Below are 21,421 nucleotides of genomic sequence, written 5' to 3' on the forward strand. Positions count from 1 at the left end.
CGTGACCCGCACGGTCGTGGTCGGCAGCGGGATCGCCGGCCTGGTCGTCGCACTGCTGACCTCGCGCCGGCACGAGGTCGTCCTCGTCACCAAGGGCGCGCTCGCGGAGTCGAGCACGCGCGCCGCGCAGGGCGGGATCGCGGCCGTCACGACGGACGACGACTCGGTCGCGCTGCACGTCGAGGACACGCTGACCGCCGGCGCCGGGCTCTGCTCGCGCTCGGCCGTCGAGGTGCTCTGCGCCGAGGGTCCGGCGGCGGTCGCCGCGCTGATGGCGTGGGGCGTCGGCTTCGACCGCGACGGCGACCGCCTGGCGCGCGGACTCGAGGGCGCGCACTCGCGGCCGCGGATCCTGCACGCGGGCGGCGACGCGACCGGCTCCGCCATCGAGGAGGCGCTCGTCGCCGCGGTGCGCGCCGCCTCCGTCACCGTGCTCGAGGAGACCGTGCTGGTCGACCTCGTGCGGACGGGCTCCACCGTCACCGGCGTCGACGTGCTGCGGGAGGGACGGGTCGAGCGGATCGACGCCGACGCGGTCGTCCTCGCCACCGGCGGCGCCGGGCAGCTCTACCGGCACACGACGAACCCCGCGGTCGCCACCGGCGACGGGCTCGCGGCGGCGCTGCGGGCCGGTGCGCAGACGGCGGACCTGGAGTTCTACCAGTTCCACCCCACCTCGCTCGCCCTGCCGGGCGGGTTCCTGGTGTCGGAGGCGGTCCGCGGCGAGGGCGCGGTGCTGCGCGACGCCGCGGGCGAGCGCTTCCTCGTCGGCGTGCACCCGGACGCCGAGCTGGCGCCCCGCGATGTGGTGGCGCGCGCCATCGCCGACCGGATGCGGCTCCAGGGCGGACTGCCGGTGCACCTCGACGCGCGGGCGATCCCCGCCGACGTGCTCGCGCACCGCTTCCCGACGATCTCCGCCGCCTGCCGCGCGGGCGGGCTCTCGCTCGCTGACGACCTCATTCCGGTGACGCCGGCCGCGCACTACTGGATGGGCGGGATCGCCACCGACCTCGACGGGCGGACCAGCCTCCCCGGGCTCTTCGCCGTGGGCGAGGTCGCCTGCACCGGCGTGCACGGCGCGAACCGCCTGGCGTCGAACAGCCTGCTCGAGGGCGTCGTCTTCGCGCGGCGGGTCGCTGCGGCGCTGGACGACGGGTCTCGGTCCTCGTCCGCCTCGGACGACGCGCCGGCCACCGCCCTCGTGCCGCTCGCCCTCGATCGGGCTCTCCTGCAGGAGACGCTCTGGACGGGCGCCGGGCTCTCGCGCGACGCCGCGGGCCTCGAGTCGGCCCGCGCCGCGCTGGCCGCCGCCGGCTCCCCCGCGCCGCTGACCCGGGCGGCCCTCGAGGACGCGAACCTCCGCACCTCCGGACTCGCCCTGATCGACGCCGCCCTGGCCCGCGCCGAATCGCGCGGCGCCCACCGCCGCACCGACCACCCCCACCCCTCGGCGAGCGCCTACCGCGTCGCCGGTACGAGAAAGGTCGCCGTCCCGTGCTGACCCGTCAGAGCATCGAGCGCATCGTCACCCTGGCCCTGGAGGAGGACGCGCCCTGGGGCGACCTCACCTCCGACACCCTGCTGCCCGCCGACGCGACGGCCTCCGCGGCGCTCGTCGCCCGCGAGCCCGGCGTCTTCAGCGGGGGCGCGGTGCTGCTCGGAACGTTCCTGCAGGCCGACTCGCGGATCCGCGTGCAGGACGTCGTCCCGGACGGCACCGTCTTCGCGGCCGGCGACGTCCTGGCCCGGATCGACGGCCCGGCGGGCGGAGTGCTGCGCGGCGAGCGGGTGGCGCTCAACCTGGTGCAGCGGATGAGCGGGATCGCGACGCTCACGGCGCGCTACGTCGCGGCCGTCGCGGGCACCCGGGCGCGCATCGTCGACACCCGCAAGACCACGCCGGGGCTCCGCGCGCTCGAGCGGCACGCGGTGCGCAGCGGCGGCGGGCACAACCACCGGTTCTCGCTCTCGGACGCGATCCTGGCGAAGGACAACCACCTCGCGATCCTCGCGCAGCGCGGTCTCGACCTCACGGAGGCGCTGCTCGCCGCCCGCGCGGCCGTCTCGCACACGACGCACATCGAGGTCGAGGTCGACCGGCTGGAGCAGATCGGCGCGGCCCTGGCCGGCGGCGCGGACACGATCATGCTCGACAACTTCACGCCGGAGCAGCTGGCGCAGGGCGTCGTGCTGATCGGCGGCCGGGCCGTGGTGGAGGCCAGCGGCGGCGTGAACCTCGACTCGGTGCGCGCCATCGCCGAGGCCGGTGTCGACGTGATCTCCGTCGGAGCGCTGACGCACAGCGTCCGCTCGCTCGATCTCGGCCTCGACATCGCGATCGAGGCGCCGGCGGCGTGATCTATCTCGATCACGCCGCGACCTCGCCCGTGCGCCGGGAGGTGCTCGAGGCGATGTGGCCGTTCCTCACCAGCGAGTACGGCAATCCGTCGAGCAGCCACGCACTGGGCGACTCGGCGGCGCGCGCGCTGGAGGAGGCGCGGAGGCATGTGGCGCTCTTCCTCGGCGGGCGCGCCTCGGAGGTCCTCTTCACCTCGGGCGGGACCGAGTCGATCAACACGGCGGTCAAGGGCATCGCGCTGGGCGGTCTGACGGTGGATCCGTCCCGTCGGCACGTCGTGATCTCGGCGATCGAGCACGAGGCGACGGTGGAGTCCGCGGACCATCTGCGGCGGCTGCACGGCGTCGAGGTCTCGGTCGCGCCGGTGGACGCGGAGGGGCGGCTCGACCTCGACGCGCTCGCCGCGCTGATGCGGCCGGACACGGCGCTCGTCTCGGTGATGGCGGCGAGCAACGAGATCGGGACGGTGCAGGACGTCGCGGCGATCGCGGCGCTGTGCCGGCCGCTGCGGATCCCGCTGCACGTGGACGCGGTGCAGGCAGCGGGCTGGATCGATCTCGTCGGCCTGGGTGCGGACGCCGTCTCGATCTCGGGGCACAAGCTCGGGGCGCCGAAGGGCGTCGGCGCGCTGCTGCTGCGCAGCCGGGTGCCGTTCGAGCCGCTCGTGCACGGCGGCGGGCAGGAGCGGGCTCGGCGCTCGGGGACCGAGAACGTGGCGTTCGCGGTGGCGCTCGGCGTCGCGGTGCAGCTGGTGGATCCGGCGCGGGGAGCCCGCGTGTCGGCGGTGCGCGACGCCTTCGCGGCGCGGGTCGCGGCGGAGGTGCCCCGGGCCGTGCCGCTGGGGTCGGCGGAGCACCGGCTGCCGTCGATCGCGTCGTTCGTGGTGCCGGGGCGCAGCGGCGAGTCGATCCTGCTCGCCCTGGAGGAGCGCGGCGTCGTGGTGTCCAGCGGCTCGGCCTGCGCGGCCGGCCGCGACGAGCCGTCCCCGACGCTCCTGGCGCTCGGACTCGAGCCGGCCGTCGCGCAGACGGCGGTGCGCTTCAGCTTCGGCGCGGAGTCCACGCCGGCCGACGCGGACGCGGCGGCGGACGCGTTCGCGGCGGTGCTCGCACGGGCGTGACACCTGCCGATGTCAACCTCGTCGACCTCTTTCGCTGACCTCCGACGGCGTCATCAGTGGGCGATCGGGTGAATCCAGCTGGACACGACGACTGCGTCCGCGTGCTCGATGTCGAGCTCTGCCGCCGCATCCGCGGAGAGGGCGCGGACGAGCGCGCACACCCGGAGACGTCCGAAGGGATCGACGAAGCGACCGATGTCGAGCAGCTCGTCGCGGAGAGCCCCCGACTCGACGATCTCGTCGATGGCATCGAGATCGGCCTCCCCCCAGGGCGACCGTGTGAGAGCGAAGGCGTCACCGAGGAACGGCTGAAGCGCGTCTCGGGCTGCTGTCGAATCGGTCGCGCTCGCGACGCCGACCCAACCGTCCGGCAGCTGATGTGCGACGTAGGAGACGAGAACGTCGGCTCGCAGCCGATCGAGGGCGGCGAGGAGATCAGGAGCGAGCGCATCGGAGTGGGAGACGCGCCCGGTGGGAACGATCGAGCGATCGATCCGATCGCCGAGGTGCTCCGGAAGACGCACGGGATCGAGCGCCGCGACTACTCGAGCATCGGAGATCTGCTGGCCGTCCCAGTAGCCCTGCACGGTGGTGACGCCCTCCCGCTGGAAGCCGAGTGGAAGGTCGGTCAGGACTTCGATGCCGGCCGCGTGCTGCAGAACGTGGTCGTAATGCCCTCGGCCGATCGCCGCGAGGCGTACGCGCCCGCCGTCCGCCCGAACCCGACCAGTAGCGACGACGAGGTCATCGCGATCGGAGGAGACGCCCTCCTCCTGAGGGAGGCGTCGGGACTTCCCACTACTCCTGACGGAGCTCGACCGATCGCGATCCTCCACGTGAACCTCCTGGCATCGTTGCACTCGACGAGAGCCATGACGGCTCACCGTCTCGTCGATCACTTCTTGGAAGCGAAGATACTTCACTTCCGTCTCGAGGATAATACGCAGATGATGTCTTTGCCAGGACGTCTGATCGGCTCGTCGGATGCGCAGTGGGAGACGAGCCCTGGAAGCGAGCTGGCCGGTGCGCGCTCAGCAGCGCTCGATCGCCTGGGCGACGGAGCGCAGAGCGGGCCGACGACCGGACAGAGCGCGCCGATGTCCTCGAGTTCTTGCGCCGGGAAGGCTCCGGCTGTCGATCGTGATTAGGGTCCTCTACGGACCAGGACGACGACGATCCTGCAGAAGGACGATCGGTCGGTGTGCAGATGGTGATGCGCGAGCGGACGCAGTCGCCCTCCCGGTCCGGCGTCAGGGCGGCAACCGTCCTCGCGGTCGTGACCGCGGTCCTCAGCGGCTGCGCTCTCGGACTGCCGCCGATCGACGGATCCGCACCGCCGCCGCCCGCTCCGAGCGCCGTCCCGAGTGTCGACGGACCCGGTCCGGCCGTTCCTCTCGATCTCGAGACGTTCGATGCGATCAACCGGGAGACGGTCGCCTCGATCGGCGATCCGAGCGGGGCGGATCTGACCCGGGCGCTGATCGCCGGTGGCGTGGACCGGGCCGGTCTGGAGATCACGGCCGACATCACGTCCGCCGACAAGAGGGCCGATGCGGTCTTCGTCGCGGTGAGGGTCGGCGACTCCTGCCTCGTGGGTCAGTACCGGCACAAGGCCTCGGGCGAGGACGGCGGCCCGAGGTACCTCGGGGCGGTCCTCGCGCCGCTCGCGACCGGTCGGTGCCTGATCGGGGACCCGGTTCCCGTCGAGTGATGATCGCGCGGGTGTCATGCTGATCGAGTAGCCCGCAGAGCGGGCGTATCGAGATCCACCGACGGCAGACGAGAAGGCCGCAGACCCGCCCCGGTGGGGACGGCGGGTCTCGATACGCCCCTGCAGGGCTACTCGACCAGCATGCAGTCGCGGCAGGCCCCGGCAGGGCTACTCGACCAGCATGATGGGCGGCGGCGATCCCGAAGCGGCGGCGGCGCGCCGTCCCGTCACCGCTCGCCTCGCTCCCGACACGCCGGATGCGCGACGGATGTCGGCCGATCGGGAATGTCGGAGGTCACCGGCAGTGTTCTGGGACTCGTACGACCCGTCGCATCGACGTCACCCTGGCGATGCGCCCCCTCACGACGATCCCCTTCACGACCGGAGACGCACCTGTGACCGAGCGCACCCTTCCCGAGACCCGGCCCGCCGCCGCGGCCGACAAGCCCTCCACGGCGCTCGACCCGCGCAGCCGCCTCGTCATCAGCCTCCTGCTGGTCTCGGCCTTCGTCGTCATCCTCAACGAGACGATCATGAGCGTGGCGCTGCCCGATCTCATGCGCGACTTCGGCGTCGAGGCGCACGTCGGCCAGTGGCTCTCGACCGCGTTCATGCTGACGATGGCGGTCGTCATCCCGATCACCGGCTACCTGATCCAGCGCCTGCACACCCGCACGCTCTTCGCCGCTGCGATGACGCTGTTCAGCATCGGCACGCTCAGCGCCGCGCTCGCGCCGACCTTCGAGGTCCTGCTGGCCGCGCGCGTCGTGCAGGCCGGCGGCACGGCGATCATGATGCCGCTGCTGATGACCACCGTGATGACCCTCGTCCCGCCGGCGATCCGCGGCCGGATGATGGGCAACATCTCCATCGTCATCTCGGTCGCCCCGGCGGTCGGCCCGACGATCTCGGGCGTCATCCTCAACTTCCTCAGCTGGCGCTGGATGTTCTGGATCGTGCTGCCGATCGCGGTCGGCGCGCTCCTCCTCGGCCTCCGCAAGGTCGAGAACGTGACCGAGCCGCGGAAGATCCCGATCGACTCGCTCTCCGTCGTCCTCTCGGTCTTCGGCTTCGGCGGCCTCGTCTACGGGCTCAGCAGCCTGGGCGAGGGTGGCGAGGCGATCGTCGCGCCGTGGGTGCCCTTCGTCGTCGCAGGTGTCGGCCTCGCGGCGTTCATCGTCCGCCAGCTCCTGCTGCAGAAGACCGATCGGGCCCTCCTGGACCTGCGCACCTTCTCCTCGGGCAACTTCACCGTGGTCATCGTGATGATGGCGGTGAGCATGTCGGCGCTGTTCGGCACGCTGATCCTGCTCCCCCTCTACACGCAGAACGTGCTCGGCCTCACGCCGCTCGAGACCGGCCTTCTGCTGCTGCCCGGCGGACTGCTGATGGGTCTGCTCGCACCGTTCGTCGGCCGCGGCTACGACCGCTTCGGCCCGCGGGTTCTGCTCGTGCCCGGCTCGATCATCGTCGCCGGCGCGCTGTGGGGTTACACGACGCTCGATGAGAACTCCGTCTCGTGGTTCATCCTCGCCCTGCACGTCGTCCTGAGCCTCGGCCTCGCGCTCGTCTTCACCCCCCTGTTCACCGCCGGCCTCGGCTCCGTCCGCCCCGCGCTGTACTCGCACGGCAGTGCCATCATCGGCACCGTCCAGCAGCTCGGCGGCGCAGCGGGCACGGCCCTGTTCGTCACCGTGCTCTCGGTGCAGTCGGCCGCGCTCGCCCGCGACGGCGTCGACGAGGTCGTCGCCACCGCCGGCGGCATCCACGCCGCATTCGTCTGGGGAGCGAGCATCGCGACCGCCGCGATCATCGCCGCCTTCTTCGTGAAGCGCCCCGCGGAGTCGGACGTGCCGCGGCCCGTCGCCGCGCACTAGCGCCGAGCCCTCCCTCGGAGCCGGTGCCTCGCGGCGACGCGGGGCACCGGCTGTTCACCTCCACGACACCGGGTGCCCCTACCGTGACGCCCCGGTCGACCCGCTCCCGGACGCGCGACCGGGACGGAGAGCACTCGTGAGCACGGTCGCGCAGCCCCAGGACCTCCTCGACGCCGGCGCCCTCGCCCCGGCGCCGCGCACCCTGATCGACGTGCTCCGCGACACCGCCGAGCGCCACCCCGACGCCTCCGCGCTCGAGGATCCGGCCGGCGCCCTCAGCTACCGGGAGCTCCTCGCCCGCGTCGTCTCCGCGGCCGGCGAGCTGACCGCCGCCGGCGTCCGCCGCGGCGACCGGGTCGGCGTGCGGATGGCCAGCGGCTCGCGCGAGCTCTACCTCGCGATCCTCAGCGTCCTCGCCGCGGGTGCCGCGTACGTCCCCGTCGACGCCGACGACCCCGAGGAGCGGGCGCGACTCGTCTTCGGCGAGGCCGCCGTCCGCGGCGTCATCACCGGCTCCGGCCGCTTCGAGCGCGGCGACTCCGAGCCTGCACGGCTGTTCACCGGCTCCGCGCCGCATCCCAGCACCGCCTCGATCCCGCTGCTGCAGCCGCCCGCGCTCGACGACGACGCCTGGATCATCTTCACCTCGGGCTCGACCGGCACGCCGAAGGGCGTCGCCGTGAGCCACCGCTCGGCCGCCGCCTTCGTCGACGCCGAGGCGCGGATCTTCCTCCGGGCCGAGCCGCTCGGCCCCGGCGACCGCGTGCTGGCCGGCCTCTCGGTCGCGTTCGACGCCTCCTGCGAGGAGATGTGGCTGGCCTGGCGGCACGGCGCCTGCCTCGTCCCCGCACCGCGCTCGCTCGTGCGCAGCGGGATGGATCTCGGCCCCTGGCTGACCACGCACGGCATCACCGTGGTCTCGACCGTCCCGACGCTCGCCGCGCTCTGGCCCGCGGAGTCGCTCGAGAACGTCCGGATGCTGATCTTCGGCGGCGAGGCCTGCCCGCCCGAGCTCGGACAGCGCCTGGCCGTCGACGGCCGCGAGGTCTGGAACACCTACGGCCCGACCGAGGCCACCGTCGTCGCCTGCGCCGCTCCGCTCGGCGGTGCGGGACCGGTGCGGATCGGCCTGCCGCTGGACGGCTGGCGCCTGGCCGTCGTCGATCCCGAGGGCCGTCGCGTCGGCGAGGGCGAGGTCGGCGAGCTGATCATCGGCGGCGTCGGCCTCGCGCGCTACCTCGACCCCGCGAAGGACGCCGAGAAGTACGCGCCCGCGCCGACGCTGGGCTGGGAGCGCGCCTACCGCTCCGGCGACCTGGTGCGCTTCGAGAGCGCCGGGCTGGTCTTCCAGGGCCGCGCCGACGACCAGGTCAAGCTCGGCGGCCGGCGGATCGAGCTCGGCGAGGTCGAGGCGGCCCTGCAAGGGCTGCCCGGGGTCTCGGGCGCCGCGGCCGCCGTCCGCACCACCGGGGCGGGGATCCAGGTCCTCGTCGGCTATCTCGCCCTCGCCGACGGGCGCGAACTCGACCGCGACGCCGCCCTGGCGCGCCTGCGCGAGGAGCTGCCGGCCGCCCTCGTGCCGCTGCTGGCCGTCGTCGACGAGCTGCCGACCCGGGTCTCGGGCAAGGTCGACCGCGCCGCACTGCCCTGGCCGCTGCCCGAGAGCACCGCGGCCGACCCGGGGCTCGACGCGGAGACGGCCTGGCTCGCCGGGCTCTGGCGCGAGGTCCTCGGCGTCCCGGTCGACGAGAGGGCGAACTTCTTCGACCTCGGCGGCGGATCTCTCGCGGCCGCGCAGCTCGTCGCCCGGATCCGCGAGCACGACCCCGAGTTCACCGTCGCGGACGTCTACGCGCACCCCCGCCTCGCCGCGATGTCGGCCGAGATCACCAGCCGCGCGAACGGAGCCGGCGAGGTCTCGACCCACCGGATCGCCCCGGTCCCCCGGCGGATGCAGGTGCTGCAGACCCTCCTCGGTGCCCCGCTGCTCGTGCTCGGCGGCGCCCGCTGGACGACCGTCGTGCTGACGGCCTGCGCCCTGCTCGACCTGCTGCCCGGCTTCGACTGGCTGCCGACCGTGCCCCTGCCCGGGCTGATCCTCGCCTTCGCCCTCTTCTGCACCCCGTTCGGGCGGATGGGCCTCACCGTCCTCGCCGCCCGCACGCTGCTGCACGGCGTCCGCGCCGGCGACCACCCGCGCGGCGGCGGGGTGCACCTGCGGCTGTGGCTCGCCGAGCGGATCGCGCACCAGCTCGGCGCCGTCAGCCTGGCCGGCGCGCCCTGGGTCGCGCACTACGCCCGAGCCCTCGGCGCCCGCATCGCCGACGACGTCGACCTGCACTCCCTGCCCCCGCTGACCGGCATGCTGACCCTCGGCCGCGGCGCCGCGATCGAGCCGGAGGTCGACCTCTCCGGCTACTGGATCGACGGCGACGTGCTGCGGGTCGGCGCGGTCCGCGTCGGCGCCGGCAGCACGGTCGGCGCGCGCAGCACGCTGCTGCCCGGCACCCGCATCGGCAAGCACGCGCAGATCGAGCCGGGCTCCGCGGTCTTCGGACGGGTGCCCGCGGGCCAGCGCTGGGGCGGCTCGCCCGCGCAGCGCCTCGGCAAGGCGAGCGCCGGCTTCCCCGCCGAGCGCCCGCCCCGCGGCACCGCCTGGGTCTGGGCCTACGCCCTCTCCGCCGTCGGCCTCGCCGCGGTCCCGATCGTCTCGTTCGCGGCGGGCCTCGGAGTCGTCGCCCTGGCGACCACGGGATCCGCCGGCCTCGCGGAGGCGCTCCCCCGCGCCCTCGCCGCCCTCGTCCCCGCCGTCGCGCTCACCGGTGTCGTGCTGGCCGTGCTCGTCGTCCTGCTCGTGCGCCTGCTCGGCCGGGGCGTGGAGGCGGGCACCCACCCGGTCCGCGGCCGGATCGGCTGGCAGGTCTGGTCGACGGAGCGCCTGCTCGATCACGCCCGCACCCTGCTCTTCCCGCTCTACTCCGGGCTCTTCACCCCCGTCTGGCTGCGCCTGCTCGGCGCGAAGGTCGGCCGCGACGTCGAGGCGTCGACCGTGCTGCTGCTGCCCGCGATGACGACGATCCGCGACGGCGCCTTCCTCGCCGACGACACCCTCGTCGCGTCGTACGCCCTCGGTGGCGGCTGGATGCGGCTCGCCCGCGCCGAGATCGGCGAGCGCGCCTTCCTCGGCAACTCCGGGATGGCGGCGCCCGGCCACACCGTGCCGGCCGGCGGTCTGGTGGCGGTGCTCTCCTCCGCCCCGCGGAAGTCGAAGGCGGGCTCGTCCTGGCTCGGCTCGCCGCCGGTGCGGCTGCGGCGGACGGTCGTCGAGGCGGAGGCGGAGCGCACCTTCCGGCCGGCCGCGAAGCTGCGCGCCGCGCGGATCGGCTGGGAGCTGCTGCGCTTCGTCCCAGTCGTCGTCTCGGTCGCGATCGGGGTCGGCGTCGTCGTGGCGCTGCTGGCGCTCGTGCCCGTGATCGGCGCGGTCGCGACGGCCGTCGTCGGCGGGGGCGTCCTGCTCGTCGCGGGAGCGGTCGCCGCCGGCGTCTCGACCGCGGCGAAGTGGCTGCTGATCCAGCGCGTTCAGCCGAGCGAGCACCCGCTCTGGTCCTCATTCGTCTGGCGGAGCGAGCTGGCCGACACCTTCACCGAGATGGTCGCGGCCCCCTGGTTCGCGCACGCCGCGGCCGGCACCCCCGCCCTGGTCTGGTGGCTGCGCAGCCTCGGCGCGCGGATCGGCTCGGGCGTCTGGTGCGAGAGCTACTGGCTCCCCGAGGCCGATCTCGTCGATCTGGGCGACGGAGCGACCGTGAACCGGGGCTGCGTCGTGCAGACGCACCTGTTCCATGATCGAATCATGAGCATGGATCTCGTGAGTCTCGACGCCGGCGCGACCCTCGGCCCGCACAGCGTGATCCTCCCTGCGGCCACGATCGCGGCGCACGGCACGGTCGGCCCCGCCTCGCTCGTCATGCGCGGCGAGCTGGTGCCTGCGGGCAGCCGGTGGAGCGGGAACCCGATCGGTCCGTGGCGCGAGGTGCGCGTCGGCGACTACCACGCGCCCGTCGCGTGAGCACCGGGCAGACCGGCCTGGACACGGCGGGCGACCCGTACCTCCCGGGCCTCGGCAACACCGGGTACCGCGTCGAGTCGTACGACCTCGACCTCGACTACCGGGTGTCGAGCAACCGCCTCGCCGGTCGCGCGACGCTGCGGATCGTCGCGCTCCAGCCGCTGCGCCGCTTCTCCCTCGACCTCAGCCGCCTCCGCGCGAGCCGCGTCCGCGTCGACGGCCGGAAGGCCCGTGCCGACCAGGCCGCGCACAAGCTCCGGATCACGCCCGCGGAGCCGATCGAGGCCGGGGCGAGCGCCCTCGTCGAGATCGAGTACGGCGGGCATCCCGGCCCGCGCGCCAGCCACTGGGGCGAGCTCGGCTGGGAGGAGCTGACCGACGGCGTGCTCGTCGCCTCGCAGCCCTCCGGCGCTTCCACCTGGTACCCCTGCAACGACGACGTCACCGACAAGGCCGCCTACCGCATCCGGGTGAGCGCGGAGGAGGGCTACTCCGTCCTCGCCAACGGCGTGCTGCTCGAGACGAGCGAGCGCTCCGGCCGGCGCACCTGGCTCTACGAGCAGCTTGAGCCGACTGCGAGCTATCTCGCCTCGGTGCAGATCGGCCGCTACGTCCTCGAGGACCGGCTGCTCTCCGGAGTCTCCGTCACCCTCGCGCGCCCGGCCGCCCTGGCCACGCGCGCCGCCCGCGACCTCGCTCCCCTGGGCGCCATGCTCGCGTTCTTCGCCCGGGTGTTCGGCCCGTACCCGTTCGCGCAGTACACCGTCGTGGTCACCGCGGACGAGCTGGAGATCCCGCTCGAGGCGCAGGGCATGGCCGTGTTCGGCGCCAACCACGTCGACGGCCGCGGCGGCTCAGAGCGGCTGATCGCCCACGAGCTGGCGCACCAGTGGTTCGGCAACAGCGTCGGTCTCGCGCGCTGGCGGCACATCTGGCTCAACGAGGGCTTCGCCTGCTATGCAGAGTGGCTCTGGTCCGAGGAGTCGGGCGGGCTCACCGCCGACGCGCAGGCGCGCCGCCACCATGCGCTTCTCCGGCTGCAGCCGCAGGACCTCGTGCTGGGCGATCCGGGGCCGGTCGATCTCTTCGACGACCGCGTCTACAAGCGCGGAGCGCTGGCGCTGCACGCGCTGCGACTGCGCCTCGGCGACGAGTCCTTCTTCGGGCTCCTGCGCACCTGGACCGCCCGGCACGCCTCCGGCACTGCGACCGAGGACGACTTCCGCGCGCTCTGCGCCGAGGTAGCGGGCACCACTGCGGCGACCGGCGTCTCGGCGCTGCTCGACGCCTGGCTCGTCGACGTGCGGCTGCCGCCGCTACCGCCCGCCCGCTGAGACCAGCGAGTCCTCGAGCGCGTCGCCGTGCTCGCGGCGCCAGCCGATGATCGGTCCTGCACCGCCACCGACGTCGCCGAGGGCGACGCTCACCCGCAGCGACGGATCGAGATGCGGCTCGGCGAGGCGGAAGCGCGAGGCGTCGATCCGCGCCTCCGCGGCGAAGCGGGACTCGTGGATCCGGACGAGACGCGGATCGAGGTCGAGCCCGCGGCCGTCGGCCTTCAGGGCGGCCTCGATGCGGGTCCAGTGCAGGATCGGGTCGGCCGCGCGGATCCCGCCCGTGGCGAAGGGCGCACCCGCGATCCGGGTGATCGCGATCCCGCGCTCGGCGGGACCGGCGGCCGGCTCGACGTCGACCCCGACGACCCCCGCGCTGCTCGCCGCGACCACGACCGCTCCCCGGCAGTGCGCGATGCTCACCGAGAGGTGCTCGGCGCCCTCGATCCACGGGCGTCCGTGCGCGGCGCCGCAGCGGGGGCAGCAGGCGACGACGCGGACCGCGGTGGCCGGTCGCTCGAGCAGCTCGCCCACGAGCATCCGCAGCAGCACACGACCGAAGACGAACCGCTCGGCCACGGCCGCGGACATCGTGGCCCGGTAGCGCTCCTGCTCGGCCCGGCCCAGCAGCGGCAGCAGCCGCTCGGCGTCGAGGCTCTGCTCGTCGAGCGCCAGCCAGCGCAGGTGCACCCCCGGCAGATCGTGCGCGCCGCCGCTGCGCGCGACGCCGTTCCCCGCAGCACGGCTCCGCATCGTCCTGTCCCCCATGACACCGTCCCCCATGCCCCTGTCGCCCATGACCCCGTCCCCCGGTCTCGCGCTAGTCCGACGACCGCGCGGGCGCCCCGTGCTCGCCGCGCTCGTGGACGTCGGCCGCCGAGCCGACGATCAGCGGGTCGGGCCCGAGCGGCGAGACGACCTCGTCGTCGCGGCCGTCGTAGTCGTAGAGGCTCAGCACGTAGCGCATCGCCTCGAGCCGAGCGCGCTTCTTGTCGTTGCTCTTGACGATCGTCCACGGCGCGTCGGCCGTGTCGGTCGCGGCCATCATCGCCTCCTTGGCGGCGGTGTAGTCGCCCCACTTGTCGAGCGAGGCGAGGTCCATCGGCGACAGCTTCCACTGGCGCACCGGGTCGATCATGCGGATGGTGAACCGGGTGCGCTGCTCCTCGGCGGAGACCGAGAACCACAGCTTGACCAGGTCGATCCCCTCGCCGACCAGCATGCTCTCGAACAGCGGCGTCTGCCGGATGAACTCGTCGTACTGCGCCGGGGTGCAGAAGCCCATCACGCGCTCGACTCCGGCCCGGTTGTACCAGGAGCGGTCGAACAGCACGATCTCGCCCGCGGCGGGCAGATGCGAGACGTAGCGCTGGAAGTACCACTGCGAGCCCTCGCGCTCGGTCGGCTTCTCGAGCGCGACGACGCGGGCACCGCGCGGGTTCAGGTGTTCGGTGAAGCGCTTGATCGTGCCGCCCTTGCCCGCGGCGTCGCGCCCCTCGAAGACCACCACGAGGCGCCGGCCGTGCTTCTTGATCCAGTTCTGCAGCTTCAGCAGCTCGATCTGCAGCAGCCGCTTGCCCGCCTCGTACTCCTCGCGCGACATGCGCTCGTCGTAGGGGTAGCCCTCGCGCCAGGTGTCGACCTGCGTGCCGTCGCGGCGCAGCAGCACCGGATCGTCGTCGTCCTCGTCGAGCACGACGAGATCGCGGGCGTCCTCGAGTGTGAGCGTGCGGAGCAGCTCGGGCGAGGGCACGAGAGCGCCATCGAGCGGGGCGGCGGAGCGGAGGGGGTGATCGGAGACGGAGGGCACGGAGCGACGCTAGGGGTCGCGAGCGACGCCGGGGTGAACGGCGGATGTCCGCCCTCTCGCGCCCGCGCGCGCCCGGTCGTACCCTCGTCGCATGTGCCGGAACATCCACACCCTCCACAACTTCGAGCCCGCCGCGACCGATGAGGAGGTGCACGCCGCCGCCCTCCAGTACGTCCGCAAGATCAGCGGTGCGAGCGCCCCGTCCAAGGCCAACCAGGAGGCGTTCGACCGCGCCGTCGCCGAGATCGCCCACATCACCGGCCACCTGCTCGAGGACCTGGTGACGACCGCGCCGCCCAAGGACCGCGAGGTCGAGGCGGCGAAGGCCCGCGAGCGCTCGGCGAAGCGCTTCGCGACCGCGTGATGCGAGGGAGCACGCACCCCGCCGGCGCCGTCGGGGCACGCGCCTAGCCGATCAGGTAGGCGAAGCCGCGGCCCGAGCGCGCGACCCGGGAGGCGAAGTCCACCGCGCGGTCGAGGTACTGCCCGAGCTGCGCGCCCTCGGGATGCTCCGCGAGCCCCTCCTCGACCTCCGACCGCAGCGCGAGCAGGTCGTCGGCGATCTCGGCGACGTCGCCCGGAGGGACGGCGCGCACCCACGGGTCCCAGCACATCCCCCGCAGCGAGACCCGGCCCTCCAGCATGCGGTGGGCGGGCCGCGGCGGCTGCCCCGGCGAGCGCGGCGCGGTCAGCGCCTGCAGCCCTGACCACGCCCTGTCGAGGCAGAGCATGTCCTCCTCCGGCACGGGCGGCCGCAGGTCGGCGGCCTCGATCGCGCTGCCGTGCGGCATCCCCCAGGCGCCCGCGAGGACGTCGTCGTCGATCACGCTCCGCGGGTCGGCGAGCGCGCGCTCGGTCAGGTCGGCATCGAAGGCGTAGGCGTAATAACGGATTCCCATGCGTCGATCGTGACGACGGCGGTCACCGCTCGGGAGTCGGATCCCGGCTTCCGTGGAGGGACCGGCCGATCCGCGGCTGTGGAGGGGCGCGCCCGCCGTCGATCCCGCAGCGCCGCTAGGCGTCGAAGGCCGCGGGAGGCAGGTCCGTCTCGGCGTCCTCGACGGCGCGGACGATCCGCGCGGCGACCGACTCCGGCGAGTGCCCCGCGCCGAACCGCGGTGCCGTCCCCGCCAGCGGGTGCTGCGAGAGGGCGGTCTCGGTGTGCCCGGGGCGCGCGTCCAGCAGCAGGATCCCGGCCTTCTTGTACTCCCGCGCCGACGCCCGGACGAACGAGTGCAGGGCCGCCTTCGAGGCGGAGTACGCCGCGAGCCCGGCGGTCGGCGCCTCCGCGACCACCCCGCTGATCGTGACCGCGAACGGCCGTCGCTCGGAGGCGGAGAGAGCCGCGAACGCCGCCGTCAGCACGCGGATCGGCGCGAGGGCGTTCACGTCGACGAGCTCCTCCAGCACCGCCGCGTCGAGCTCGGCCGACGGGCCGAAGGCGACGACGCCGGCGGCGATCACGACGCCGTCCAGCCGTCCGTGCCGGCGGAGGACCTCGTCGACGAGGCGCTGCGGAGCGTCCTCGCCGAGCAGGTCCGCGACGAGCGGAGCCTCGCCCAGAGCGCCGGCGTCGCGGCCCGAGCGGACCACTGTCGCGCCGCGCTGCACCAGGTCCTCCGCGATGAGGCGCCCGAGGCCGCCGGAGGCGCCGAGGACGAGGACGACGGAGCCTTCGAATCGAGTCATCTCCGAAGACTAGACGGGGGGTCTGGCGCGAATCGCCTCTACCGGGAGGAGGGACCCGTCAATACCGTGGAAGCCATGCCGCGTCCGGAGACCTGCGCCGTGCTCCACCGGCTGGTGGAGGTCCTCGAGGACCCCGCCCCGATCAATCCGGGACACGCCCGCCACGTCAGCGGTCTCGTCGCCGACGTCCTCGACTCCGCTCCGTCGCTCGGCGACTGCGCCGGCGCCCCCGTGCAGCTCGTCGCCTTCGCGACCGAGGACCCGGCGGACGAGGACCCGGCCCTCTGAGCCGGACCCGACTCCACTCCACTCCGCAGAAGTCGCGGTAGTCGCGGGCGAGTACCGCGACTTTCGAGTAGTCGGCACGGTCCCGGGCGCGTCAGGGCACTCCGGCGCCCCTCGTAGACTCGATGGGCCGAGAGAACGGGGACCCGGTGGACGACGAACGCGCCGCACCTGCGGGCTGGTACAGCGACGACGCGCACCCGGGGACGATGCGCTGGTGGGACGGCACGGCGTGGACCGACGCCCGCCGCTCGACCGACGACGCGGCACTCCCCGCGGCGGACCGGGCAGCACCCCGCCCGGCGCCCGCCGCCGCCGAGCACGTCGAGTACCGCCTGCCGAACGCCGCCGGCGCCCCGACCGTCGACGCCACCGACGAGGCCGAGCGGATCGAGGAGATCGCCGCCGTCGCGGCCCGTCCCCTGCGCATCGGCGAGGTGTCGGACCAGCTCCTCGACGTCGTCCTCGTCCCCGAGCCCGACCACCCGACCGGCACCCCCGCCGTCTCCGTCCGCGCCGGCGGACGGGTGATCGGCTACCTCCCCGACGCCTACCGCACCGCGCCCGAGCGCACAGCACTCGACCGCGTGGTCGCCAGCGGCGCCGCCCCCACCACGACCGCCCGCCTGCGCGTGGAGCGGACGGAGGAGGGCCTGCGCGCCTCGGTCAAGGTGGCCCTGGTCGCCCCCGAGCTGCTCGTCCCGCTCAACGCGCCACCGGAGTCCCGCTACTCGATCCTCCCCTGGGGCCGCGCCCTGCAGGTGCAGCGCGAGGACGAGCACTTCGTGCGCCTGGCCGGGGTCGTCCCCGCCGGCGGCCGCGGCCTCCTCCTCGTGACGCTGCACCTCGTCGGCGGTCTCGTCGAGGTGCGCCTGGACGGCGATCGCGTCGGCGAGCTGACCACGGCGACGTCCGAGCAGTTCGCGCCCACGCTCCGGCACCTCGCCGGCCTCGGCCTGACCGCGGTCGCCTATTGCGCCATCCAGGGCTCGCCGCTGAAGGCCGAGCTGACTCTCCAGGCCGCCCGCGCCGCCGAGCTCCCCGCGAACTGGGTCGACGGCCGCCCGGTGACCCTCCCCCGCCTGATCCCGGGCGCCACCGAGGCCCCGCCCGCCTACGTCGCGCCGCTGCGGCCGACCCCGCTCACCTCGGAGGCCGCCGCCCGCTCGGTCCGGAAGACCGTCGCCTGGGTGGTCGTCGGCGTCTGCACGCTGGTCGGCCTCTCCAGCTGGATCATCGGCGACGTCCTGAACTGACCCGACGGAACACGGGCTACTCGACGGCCCGCGTCCACGATCCGAGCACGCTCGCCGTCTCCTCTGCAGTGACCGGGCCGGTGGCGACGCCGACGACGAGGTCGTACGCGTCGTCCTCCGGGGCGTCGAGTTCGAGTCCGTTGAGCCCGAGGAAGACGACGACGGGCATCCAGCCGAGCCGAGGAGACCACGATCGCGGGTGGGTGGCACCCCGGATCGTAGGGCCGAAGCGAGCAGGTCCTCGAGCCGCAGACATCGCACCTGTCGCGAGTCCCACGCCGAACTACTCAGCGAGTCGATCGAGCAGAGCCGCGTACCGCGCTCGCCCACGGGCGGACAGCGCAGTGACGTCGTCGCGGTGCGCGCGTCGATCGGCTGCCTCGAGGGTGGCGCGCACCGCCGCCTCCTGCTTGCCGATCCCCTGCGCCTCCGTCGGCCCAGTCGGAGAACTGTCCTGCGCGTCGGTCGGTCCAAGAGTCATGGCCATCACCTGATAATACCGAGGTGAGATCGCGCGCGCAGGGAAGTGCGCGATCCGCGAGCAACCGAGATCACCCGAACCCGAGAAGAAGAGACGTCAGCTCTGGCGATCGGTGTCGACAGACAGATGTCCAGCGAGCTCGCGGAAGTAGTCGTGCCCTCGCCACGCGTCGCGGTCGCCGATGACGAACAGTCGACGGCTGGCTCGACTGGCCGCGACGTTCACGAGGTTGACGGAGGAGGCGGCCCACGCGCGAGCCCCTGGCGAGCTCGGATCCCCGCCCAGGACCAGGAACACCACGGGCGCCTCCCTCCCCTGCGCCGTGTGGATCGTGCCCGCCGTGAGACCCGGATACTGCGTGGACAGCGCAGAGAGCCGATCGGCGACAGCGCGGAACGGCGAGATCGCGATCACCTGGCTCGGAGGGATCCCGAGCCCCTTGAGATACGACAGACCGCTCTCGAGGCGCGCGATCTGATTCTCCTGGAGATGTGTTCCCGGTGTCGGAGCCGCTTCGTCGATCCACCGGCTCGTGACGACGCGTGGGCCGGCTTCACTGTCGAAGAGATCGGGCTTCTCAGGGTGAGTGAGGTCGCGCTTCACGCCGTTCACCATGATGCCGCCGTAGGCGATCGCGTTGCAGAGGCTGAACATCGGGTCGTCGCAGCGGCGGTGCACGGTGAGCGGTGCACTCACCCACACCTGACGATCGGCCTGCGTGAGTGTCGTGCCGTGCAAGGAGACCCTGTCGGCCAGGGTCTGCACCGACGCCTGCGGAGGAATCCAGGTGTCGTCCAAGCCGAACGCGGAGGCGATGTCGCGCTGAGCCTTCCGCGGCATCGTCACGACGGGCTGGAGCTGGAGGGGATCACCGACCACGACGACTCGGCGCGCCCGCCAGATCGCTCCTGCGGCGTACTGCGGGCAGGCCTGGCCTGCCTCGTCGATGAGGAGCCAGCCGATGCTCTCCTGACCGACGTCGCCGAACATCCGCCCGAGCGAGGCGAACGTCGTCGAGACCAGCGGGACGACGAGGAAGAAGAGCTGCCAGGCCGCCCGCCGCTTGGCCGGCTCGAGCCCGCGCGGCCCTCCGCCCACGACGATGTCGAGCGCCGCCCGCAGCCCGGGGATCATCTCGGCCGCCGTGTTCGCGAGGAGATCCCTGTGGAGGTCCAGTGCAGCGAGGAAGAGATCGGACCGGGCTTCGTCCAGCACCGGGTCGAGCCAGGGGGCGCGCATCTCTCGGGCGTTCCCGGTCCACGCCTCGCCCGGGTACCCGGCACCGACCTGCTCCTCGTCGGCGGCGAGCTGCTGCCTCAGCCGGGCGAGGGACTCCGTCGCCTGCGCCCGCTCACGCCGAGCGCTCGCGAGGTCGCGGTCGAGCCGCTCTCCGCGGTCGTCGATCCCGGCGAGCAGGGATCGTTCCTCGTCGCGGGCGGCGCTCGCCGCACGGGCCGAGGCCTCGACCGGAGTCAGTTCTCTTCGCCAGTCGCGTCGTGACCGACCGAGGGACATGATCGTCGCGAGCACACCGGGCCTCCGGGCACGGATGCGCTCCCGGGCGACCTCGATGCTCGCGAGGAGAGCGCTCGCACCATCGACAGCGGCTTCGCGGGCGATCCGCTCCTCTTTCGCAGCGTCGAGGCGGGACCGGAGCGATGTGACGATCTCCGCGATCCGGTTCTGCTCCTCCACCGCGCGGGGAAGCGTCGAGTGGCGTGCCTGCTGCTCCCGCCGTTGTTCGAGCAGCGCCTCGACGCGCCGCTCCGCCTCCGCGAAAGCGTCCCGCGCAGCCTTCCACGAGCGAGGCGGGCCGGCGCCGTCGCGCCACTCCTTGAGCAACGCCAGCATGCCGCCGGCCGCGTCCGGTTCGTAGGCACCGCTCGCCGAGCCCCTTCCGCCGAACCAGAAGGCCGACTGGAACGCGCTGCGATTGCGCTTGTTGCCGAGTCGTGCCGCCACCAGGCCCCACGCATCGACAGCCTCATCACCGTCGCTCCGGGACGTGGAAGCAGCGAGCACCTCTCTAGCGATGTCGGCGAAGTAGTCCGCCTCTTCGCTCCACGGGCGGTCGATCGCCGTTCGCGCCGGGATCTCCGCCGTCACGTTCTCCACGGCCGCGTTGTTGGCGGAGGCGACGACCATCTCGTAGCCGGTCAACTCCGGCCGCACCTCCCGCACGATGCGCGTGCGGCCGTCACCGGCCTTCCAGCAATGAGTCTTCGGACCGAACGCGTCCTCCGCTCGCTCGAGGGCGGCGAGGCGGCGGGCCCGCTCGACGACGTTGCCCGCCAGTATGTCGCGGAGCATCGTCGTCTTGCCCGTGCCGGGCGGTCCGTTCACGCCCATCAGTCCGCGTCCGGGCCCGAGATCGACCAGTGCCCGGTTCACCGCGAACTGCTGACGCAGGGAGAGACCGTGCTCGGGCGTGGACGGCCAGCGCCCGAGCGGAAGCCGCTCGACGACGACGCCGTCCTCGGTCGCCGCGTCGTCGAGCATGACATCGACGCGGGAGCTCTCGTCGAGCCGGCCCCCGCTCGTCAGATACTCGGTCAGCGCCTCGCCGCCGTGCCCCTTCGCGACCGCGGCGCGGACGGCCGCGAGGTCGTCGAGGAACAGGCTGTTGAGGAAGTCGATGTCAGCCGGGTCGTCCTGGCGCCGGACGGAGACGGCGACGGACTGGATGACCGCGACGGGCGTGGCGAGCTCCGGCCTTCCGCTCACCCCCTCCATCTCATGAGCGAGCCGTGTCAGCGCGGTCAGCGATTCGGAGTCCTGTGCGGGGGCGGCGTCGCCACGACCGCCCGGGCGCCCGCCCTCGTGCTCGTCCACCGCCTCTCGGAACGCCTTCACCGCCTCGGGGAAGCCCGCTGCCCACTCCGGATCATCGATGCCGTGTGTCCCGATCCGCCCGACCGCCCACAGCGCGGATGAGAGGACCGCGGAGTCGACCGCCAGAACGCCGTCGGCACCCACGAGAAGGCCGGCCGCAGCGCTACGGCCCGCCGACCGTTCGTCGTACGCGTCCGTGTCCTCCCCGAACGCGCGCTGAAGGCTGTCGTACGTCGATTCGAGGTCGTAGACGCCCAGGTACACCGTGTGTCGCCACGCACGCTCGGACCCGCCCACTCGCCGCGGAGTCGGCAGTACCTTCCACGGCAGCGGATCTCCCGGCCGCCACTCGATCACCTGCCTGTCGGCCGCCCCCGCTGCACGAGGTGTCGGCCGCGGCACGCTCTGCGGACTGAACAGCTCGAGGAGCCACCAGAAACGCAGGATCCGCTGTCGTTCTTCACCGCTGCTCATCGCACGCGTCCCCCTGAATCGCGGCTTCGGACGCCCGTCGCGTCAGAACCACCCCGCACCGACGACGACAGACCGTTTCCGCCCGGGCAGGTGCGCCCGGGCGGTCGCGCGTCTCGGACGA

At 73.4% G+C, this 21,421-nt stretch carries 17 protein-coding genes; 10 read left to right on the top strand and 7 right to left on the bottom strand.

Translation table 11 applies throughout. From position 1 onward, the window contains the following. Position 1 precedes the first annotated feature (1 nt). The 3 genes from nadB to HQQ82_RS04320 are packed head-to-tail and all read left to right on the top strand — an operon-like array spanning position 2 to position 3,482. Complete coding sequence (gene nadB, locus HQQ82_RS04310; RefSeq protein ID WP_173231809.1) at positions 2-1,504, top strand: L-aspartate oxidase; 1,503 nt, start codon at positions 2-4, stop codon at positions 1,502-1,504. Next, a complete protein-coding gene (gene nadC, locus HQQ82_RS04315) occupies positions 1,498-2,361 on the top strand; it encodes a carboxylating nicotinate-nucleotide diphosphorylase (protein WP_173231810.1) in 864 nt (287 codons plus the stop codon). The genes nadB and nadC overlap by 7 nt, the downstream gene beginning before the upstream one ends. Next, the gene (locus tag HQQ82_RS04320; protein WP_173231811.1) at positions 2,358-3,482 is read left to right on the top strand and encodes a cysteine desulfurase family protein; all 1,125 of its coding nucleotides are present in this window, start codon (positions 2,358-2,360) and stop codon (positions 3,480-3,482) included. Before nadC ends, HQQ82_RS04320 begins: the two co-directional genes overlap by 4 nt. A gap of 53 nt (positions 3,483-3,535) precedes the next feature. Here the strand turns inward: HQQ82_RS04320 and HQQ82_RS04325 are convergent, their stop codons facing one another. Continuing rightward, the gene (locus HQQ82_RS04325) at positions 3,536-4,318 is read right to left on the bottom strand and encodes a hypothetical protein (RefSeq protein ID WP_173231812.1); all 783 of its coding nucleotides are present in this window, start codon (positions 4,316-4,318) and stop codon (positions 3,536-3,538) included. A gap of 440 nt (positions 4,319-4,758) precedes the next feature. On the opposite strand from HQQ82_RS04325, the gene HQQ82_RS04330 reads away from it, so the two are divergent. The 4 genes from HQQ82_RS04330 (at position 4,759) to HQQ82_RS04345 (ending at position 12,473) form a co-directional block, all read left to right on the top strand. Further along, positions 4,759-5,193 carry a hypothetical protein gene (locus tag HQQ82_RS04330; protein WP_173231813.1) on the top strand — a complete coding sequence of 145 codons (435 nt, stop codon included), beginning with the start codon at positions 4,759-4,761 and terminating at the stop codon, positions 5,191-5,193. Between the two features lie 395 nt (positions 5,194-5,588). After that, the gene (locus HQQ82_RS04335) at positions 5,589-7,070 is read left to right on the top strand and encodes a DHA2 family efflux MFS transporter permease subunit (RefSeq protein WP_367947807.1); all 1,482 of its coding nucleotides are present in this window, start codon (positions 5,589-5,591) and stop codon (positions 7,068-7,070) included. A 136-nt stretch (positions 7,071-7,206) separates the two neighbouring features. Further along, on the top strand, positions 7,207-11,139 hold the full coding sequence (locus HQQ82_RS04340; RefSeq protein WP_173231815.1) for a Pls/PosA family non-ribosomal peptide synthetase: 3,933 nt from the start codon (positions 7,207-7,209) through the stop codon (positions 11,137-11,139). Beyond that, positions 11,136-12,473, top strand: a complete 1,338-nt coding sequence (locus tag HQQ82_RS04345; RefSeq protein WP_367947808.1) for a M1 family metallopeptidase — start codon at positions 11,136-11,138, stop codon at positions 12,471-12,473. Before HQQ82_RS04340 ends, HQQ82_RS04345 begins: the two co-directional genes overlap by 4 nt. Here the strand turns inward: HQQ82_RS04345 and HQQ82_RS04350 are convergent. Beyond that, positions 12,456-13,241 carry a 4'-phosphopantetheinyl transferase superfamily protein gene (locus HQQ82_RS04350; protein ID WP_173231816.1) on the bottom strand — a complete coding sequence of 262 codons (786 nt, stop codon included), beginning with the start codon at positions 13,239-13,241 and terminating at the stop codon, positions 12,456-12,458. The two genes, HQQ82_RS04345 and HQQ82_RS04350, sit on opposite strands and share 18 nt — an antisense overlap. Before the next feature lie 52 nt (positions 13,242-13,293). After that, on the bottom strand, positions 13,294-14,169 hold the full coding sequence (gene ppk2, locus HQQ82_RS04355) for a polyphosphate kinase 2 (RefSeq protein ID WP_367947853.1): 876 nt from the start codon (positions 14,167-14,169) through the stop codon (positions 13,294-13,296). A 205-nt stretch (positions 14,170-14,374) separates the two neighbouring features. Between ppk2 and HQQ82_RS04360 the strand changes: the two genes are divergently transcribed. Then, on the top strand, positions 14,375-14,647 hold the full coding sequence (locus HQQ82_RS04360; protein WP_173231817.1) for a DUF2277 domain-containing protein: 273 nt from the start codon (positions 14,375-14,377) through the stop codon (positions 14,645-14,647). Between the two features lie 43 nt (positions 14,648-14,690). Here HQQ82_RS04360 and HQQ82_RS04365 read toward each other — a convergent pair whose 3' ends face one another. Together HQQ82_RS04365 and HQQ82_RS04370 are read right to left on the bottom strand one after the other, a co-directional pair. Next, positions 14,691-15,182, bottom strand: coding sequence for a DUF1877 domain-containing protein (locus HQQ82_RS04365; RefSeq protein WP_173231818.1), 492 nt, complete (start codon positions 15,180-15,182; stop codon positions 14,691-14,693). Between the two features lie 115 nt (positions 15,183-15,297). Next, positions 15,298-15,972 carry an SDR family oxidoreductase gene (locus HQQ82_RS04370; RefSeq protein WP_173231819.1) on the bottom strand — a complete coding sequence of 225 codons (675 nt, stop codon included), beginning with the start codon at positions 15,970-15,972 and terminating at the stop codon, positions 15,298-15,300. A gap of 75 nt (positions 15,973-16,047) precedes the next feature. Here HQQ82_RS04370 and HQQ82_RS04375 point away from each other — a divergent pair, with 75 nt between their 5' ends. Next, complete coding sequence (locus tag HQQ82_RS04375; RefSeq protein WP_173231820.1) at positions 16,048-16,260, top strand: hypothetical protein; 213 nt, start codon at positions 16,048-16,050, stop codon at positions 16,258-16,260. A 146-nt stretch (positions 16,261-16,406) separates the two neighbouring features. Next, on the top strand, positions 16,407-17,513 hold the full coding sequence (locus tag HQQ82_RS04380) for a DUF2510 domain-containing protein (RefSeq protein ID WP_173231821.1): 1,107 nt from the start codon (positions 16,407-16,409) through the stop codon (positions 17,511-17,513). A gap of 16 nt (positions 17,514-17,529) precedes the next feature. Here the strand turns inward: HQQ82_RS04380 and HQQ82_RS04385 are convergent, their stop codons facing one another. Beyond that, complete coding sequence (locus HQQ82_RS04385) at positions 17,530-17,682, bottom strand: hypothetical protein (protein WP_216848183.1); 153 nt, start codon at positions 17,680-17,682, stop codon at positions 17,530-17,532. 408 nt (positions 17,683-18,090) lie between these two features. Continuing rightward, positions 18,091-21,300: a DEAD/DEAH box helicase gene (locus tag HQQ82_RS04390; RefSeq protein WP_173231822.1), complete on the bottom strand. Its 3,210-nt coding sequence runs from the start codon at positions 21,298-21,300 to the stop codon at positions 18,091-18,093. Positions 21,301-21,421: the final 121 nt, after the last annotated feature.

The organism is Rathayibacter sp. VKM Ac-2856, from assembly GCF_013205055.1.
GTDB lineage: Bacteria > Actinomycetota > Actinomycetes > Actinomycetales > Microbacteriaceae > Rathayibacter.

Excerpts from the sequence above, each read along its gene's own strand:
- HQQ82_RS04385 (WP_216848183.1), bottom strand. The coding sequence starts at position 17,682 with ATGCCCGTCGTCGTCTTCCTCGGGCTCAACGGACTCGAACTCGACGCC.
- HQQ82_RS04365 (WP_173231818.1), bottom strand. The coding sequence starts at position 15,182 with ATGGGAATCCGTTATTACGCCTACGCCTTCGATGCCGACCTGACCGAG.
- HQQ82_RS04350 (WP_173231816.1), bottom strand. The coding sequence starts at position 13,241 with ATGGGGGACAGGACGATGCGGAGCCGTGCTGCGGGGAACGGCGTCGCG.
- HQQ82_RS04390 (WP_173231822.1), bottom strand. The coding sequence starts at position 21,300 with ATGAGCAGCGGTGAAGAACGACAGCGGATCCTGCGTTTCTGGTGGCTC.
- HQQ82_RS04360 (WP_173231817.1), top strand. The coding sequence starts at position 14,375 with ATGTGCCGGAACATCCACACCCTCCACAACTTCGAGCCCGCCGCGACC.
- HQQ82_RS04375 (WP_173231820.1), top strand. The coding sequence starts at position 16,048 with ATGCCGCGTCCGGAGACCTGCGCCGTGCTCCACCGGCTGGTGGAGGTC.
- HQQ82_RS04370 (WP_173231819.1), bottom strand. The coding sequence starts at position 15,972 with ATGACTCGATTCGAAGGCTCCGTCGTCCTCGTCCTCGGCGCCTCCGGC.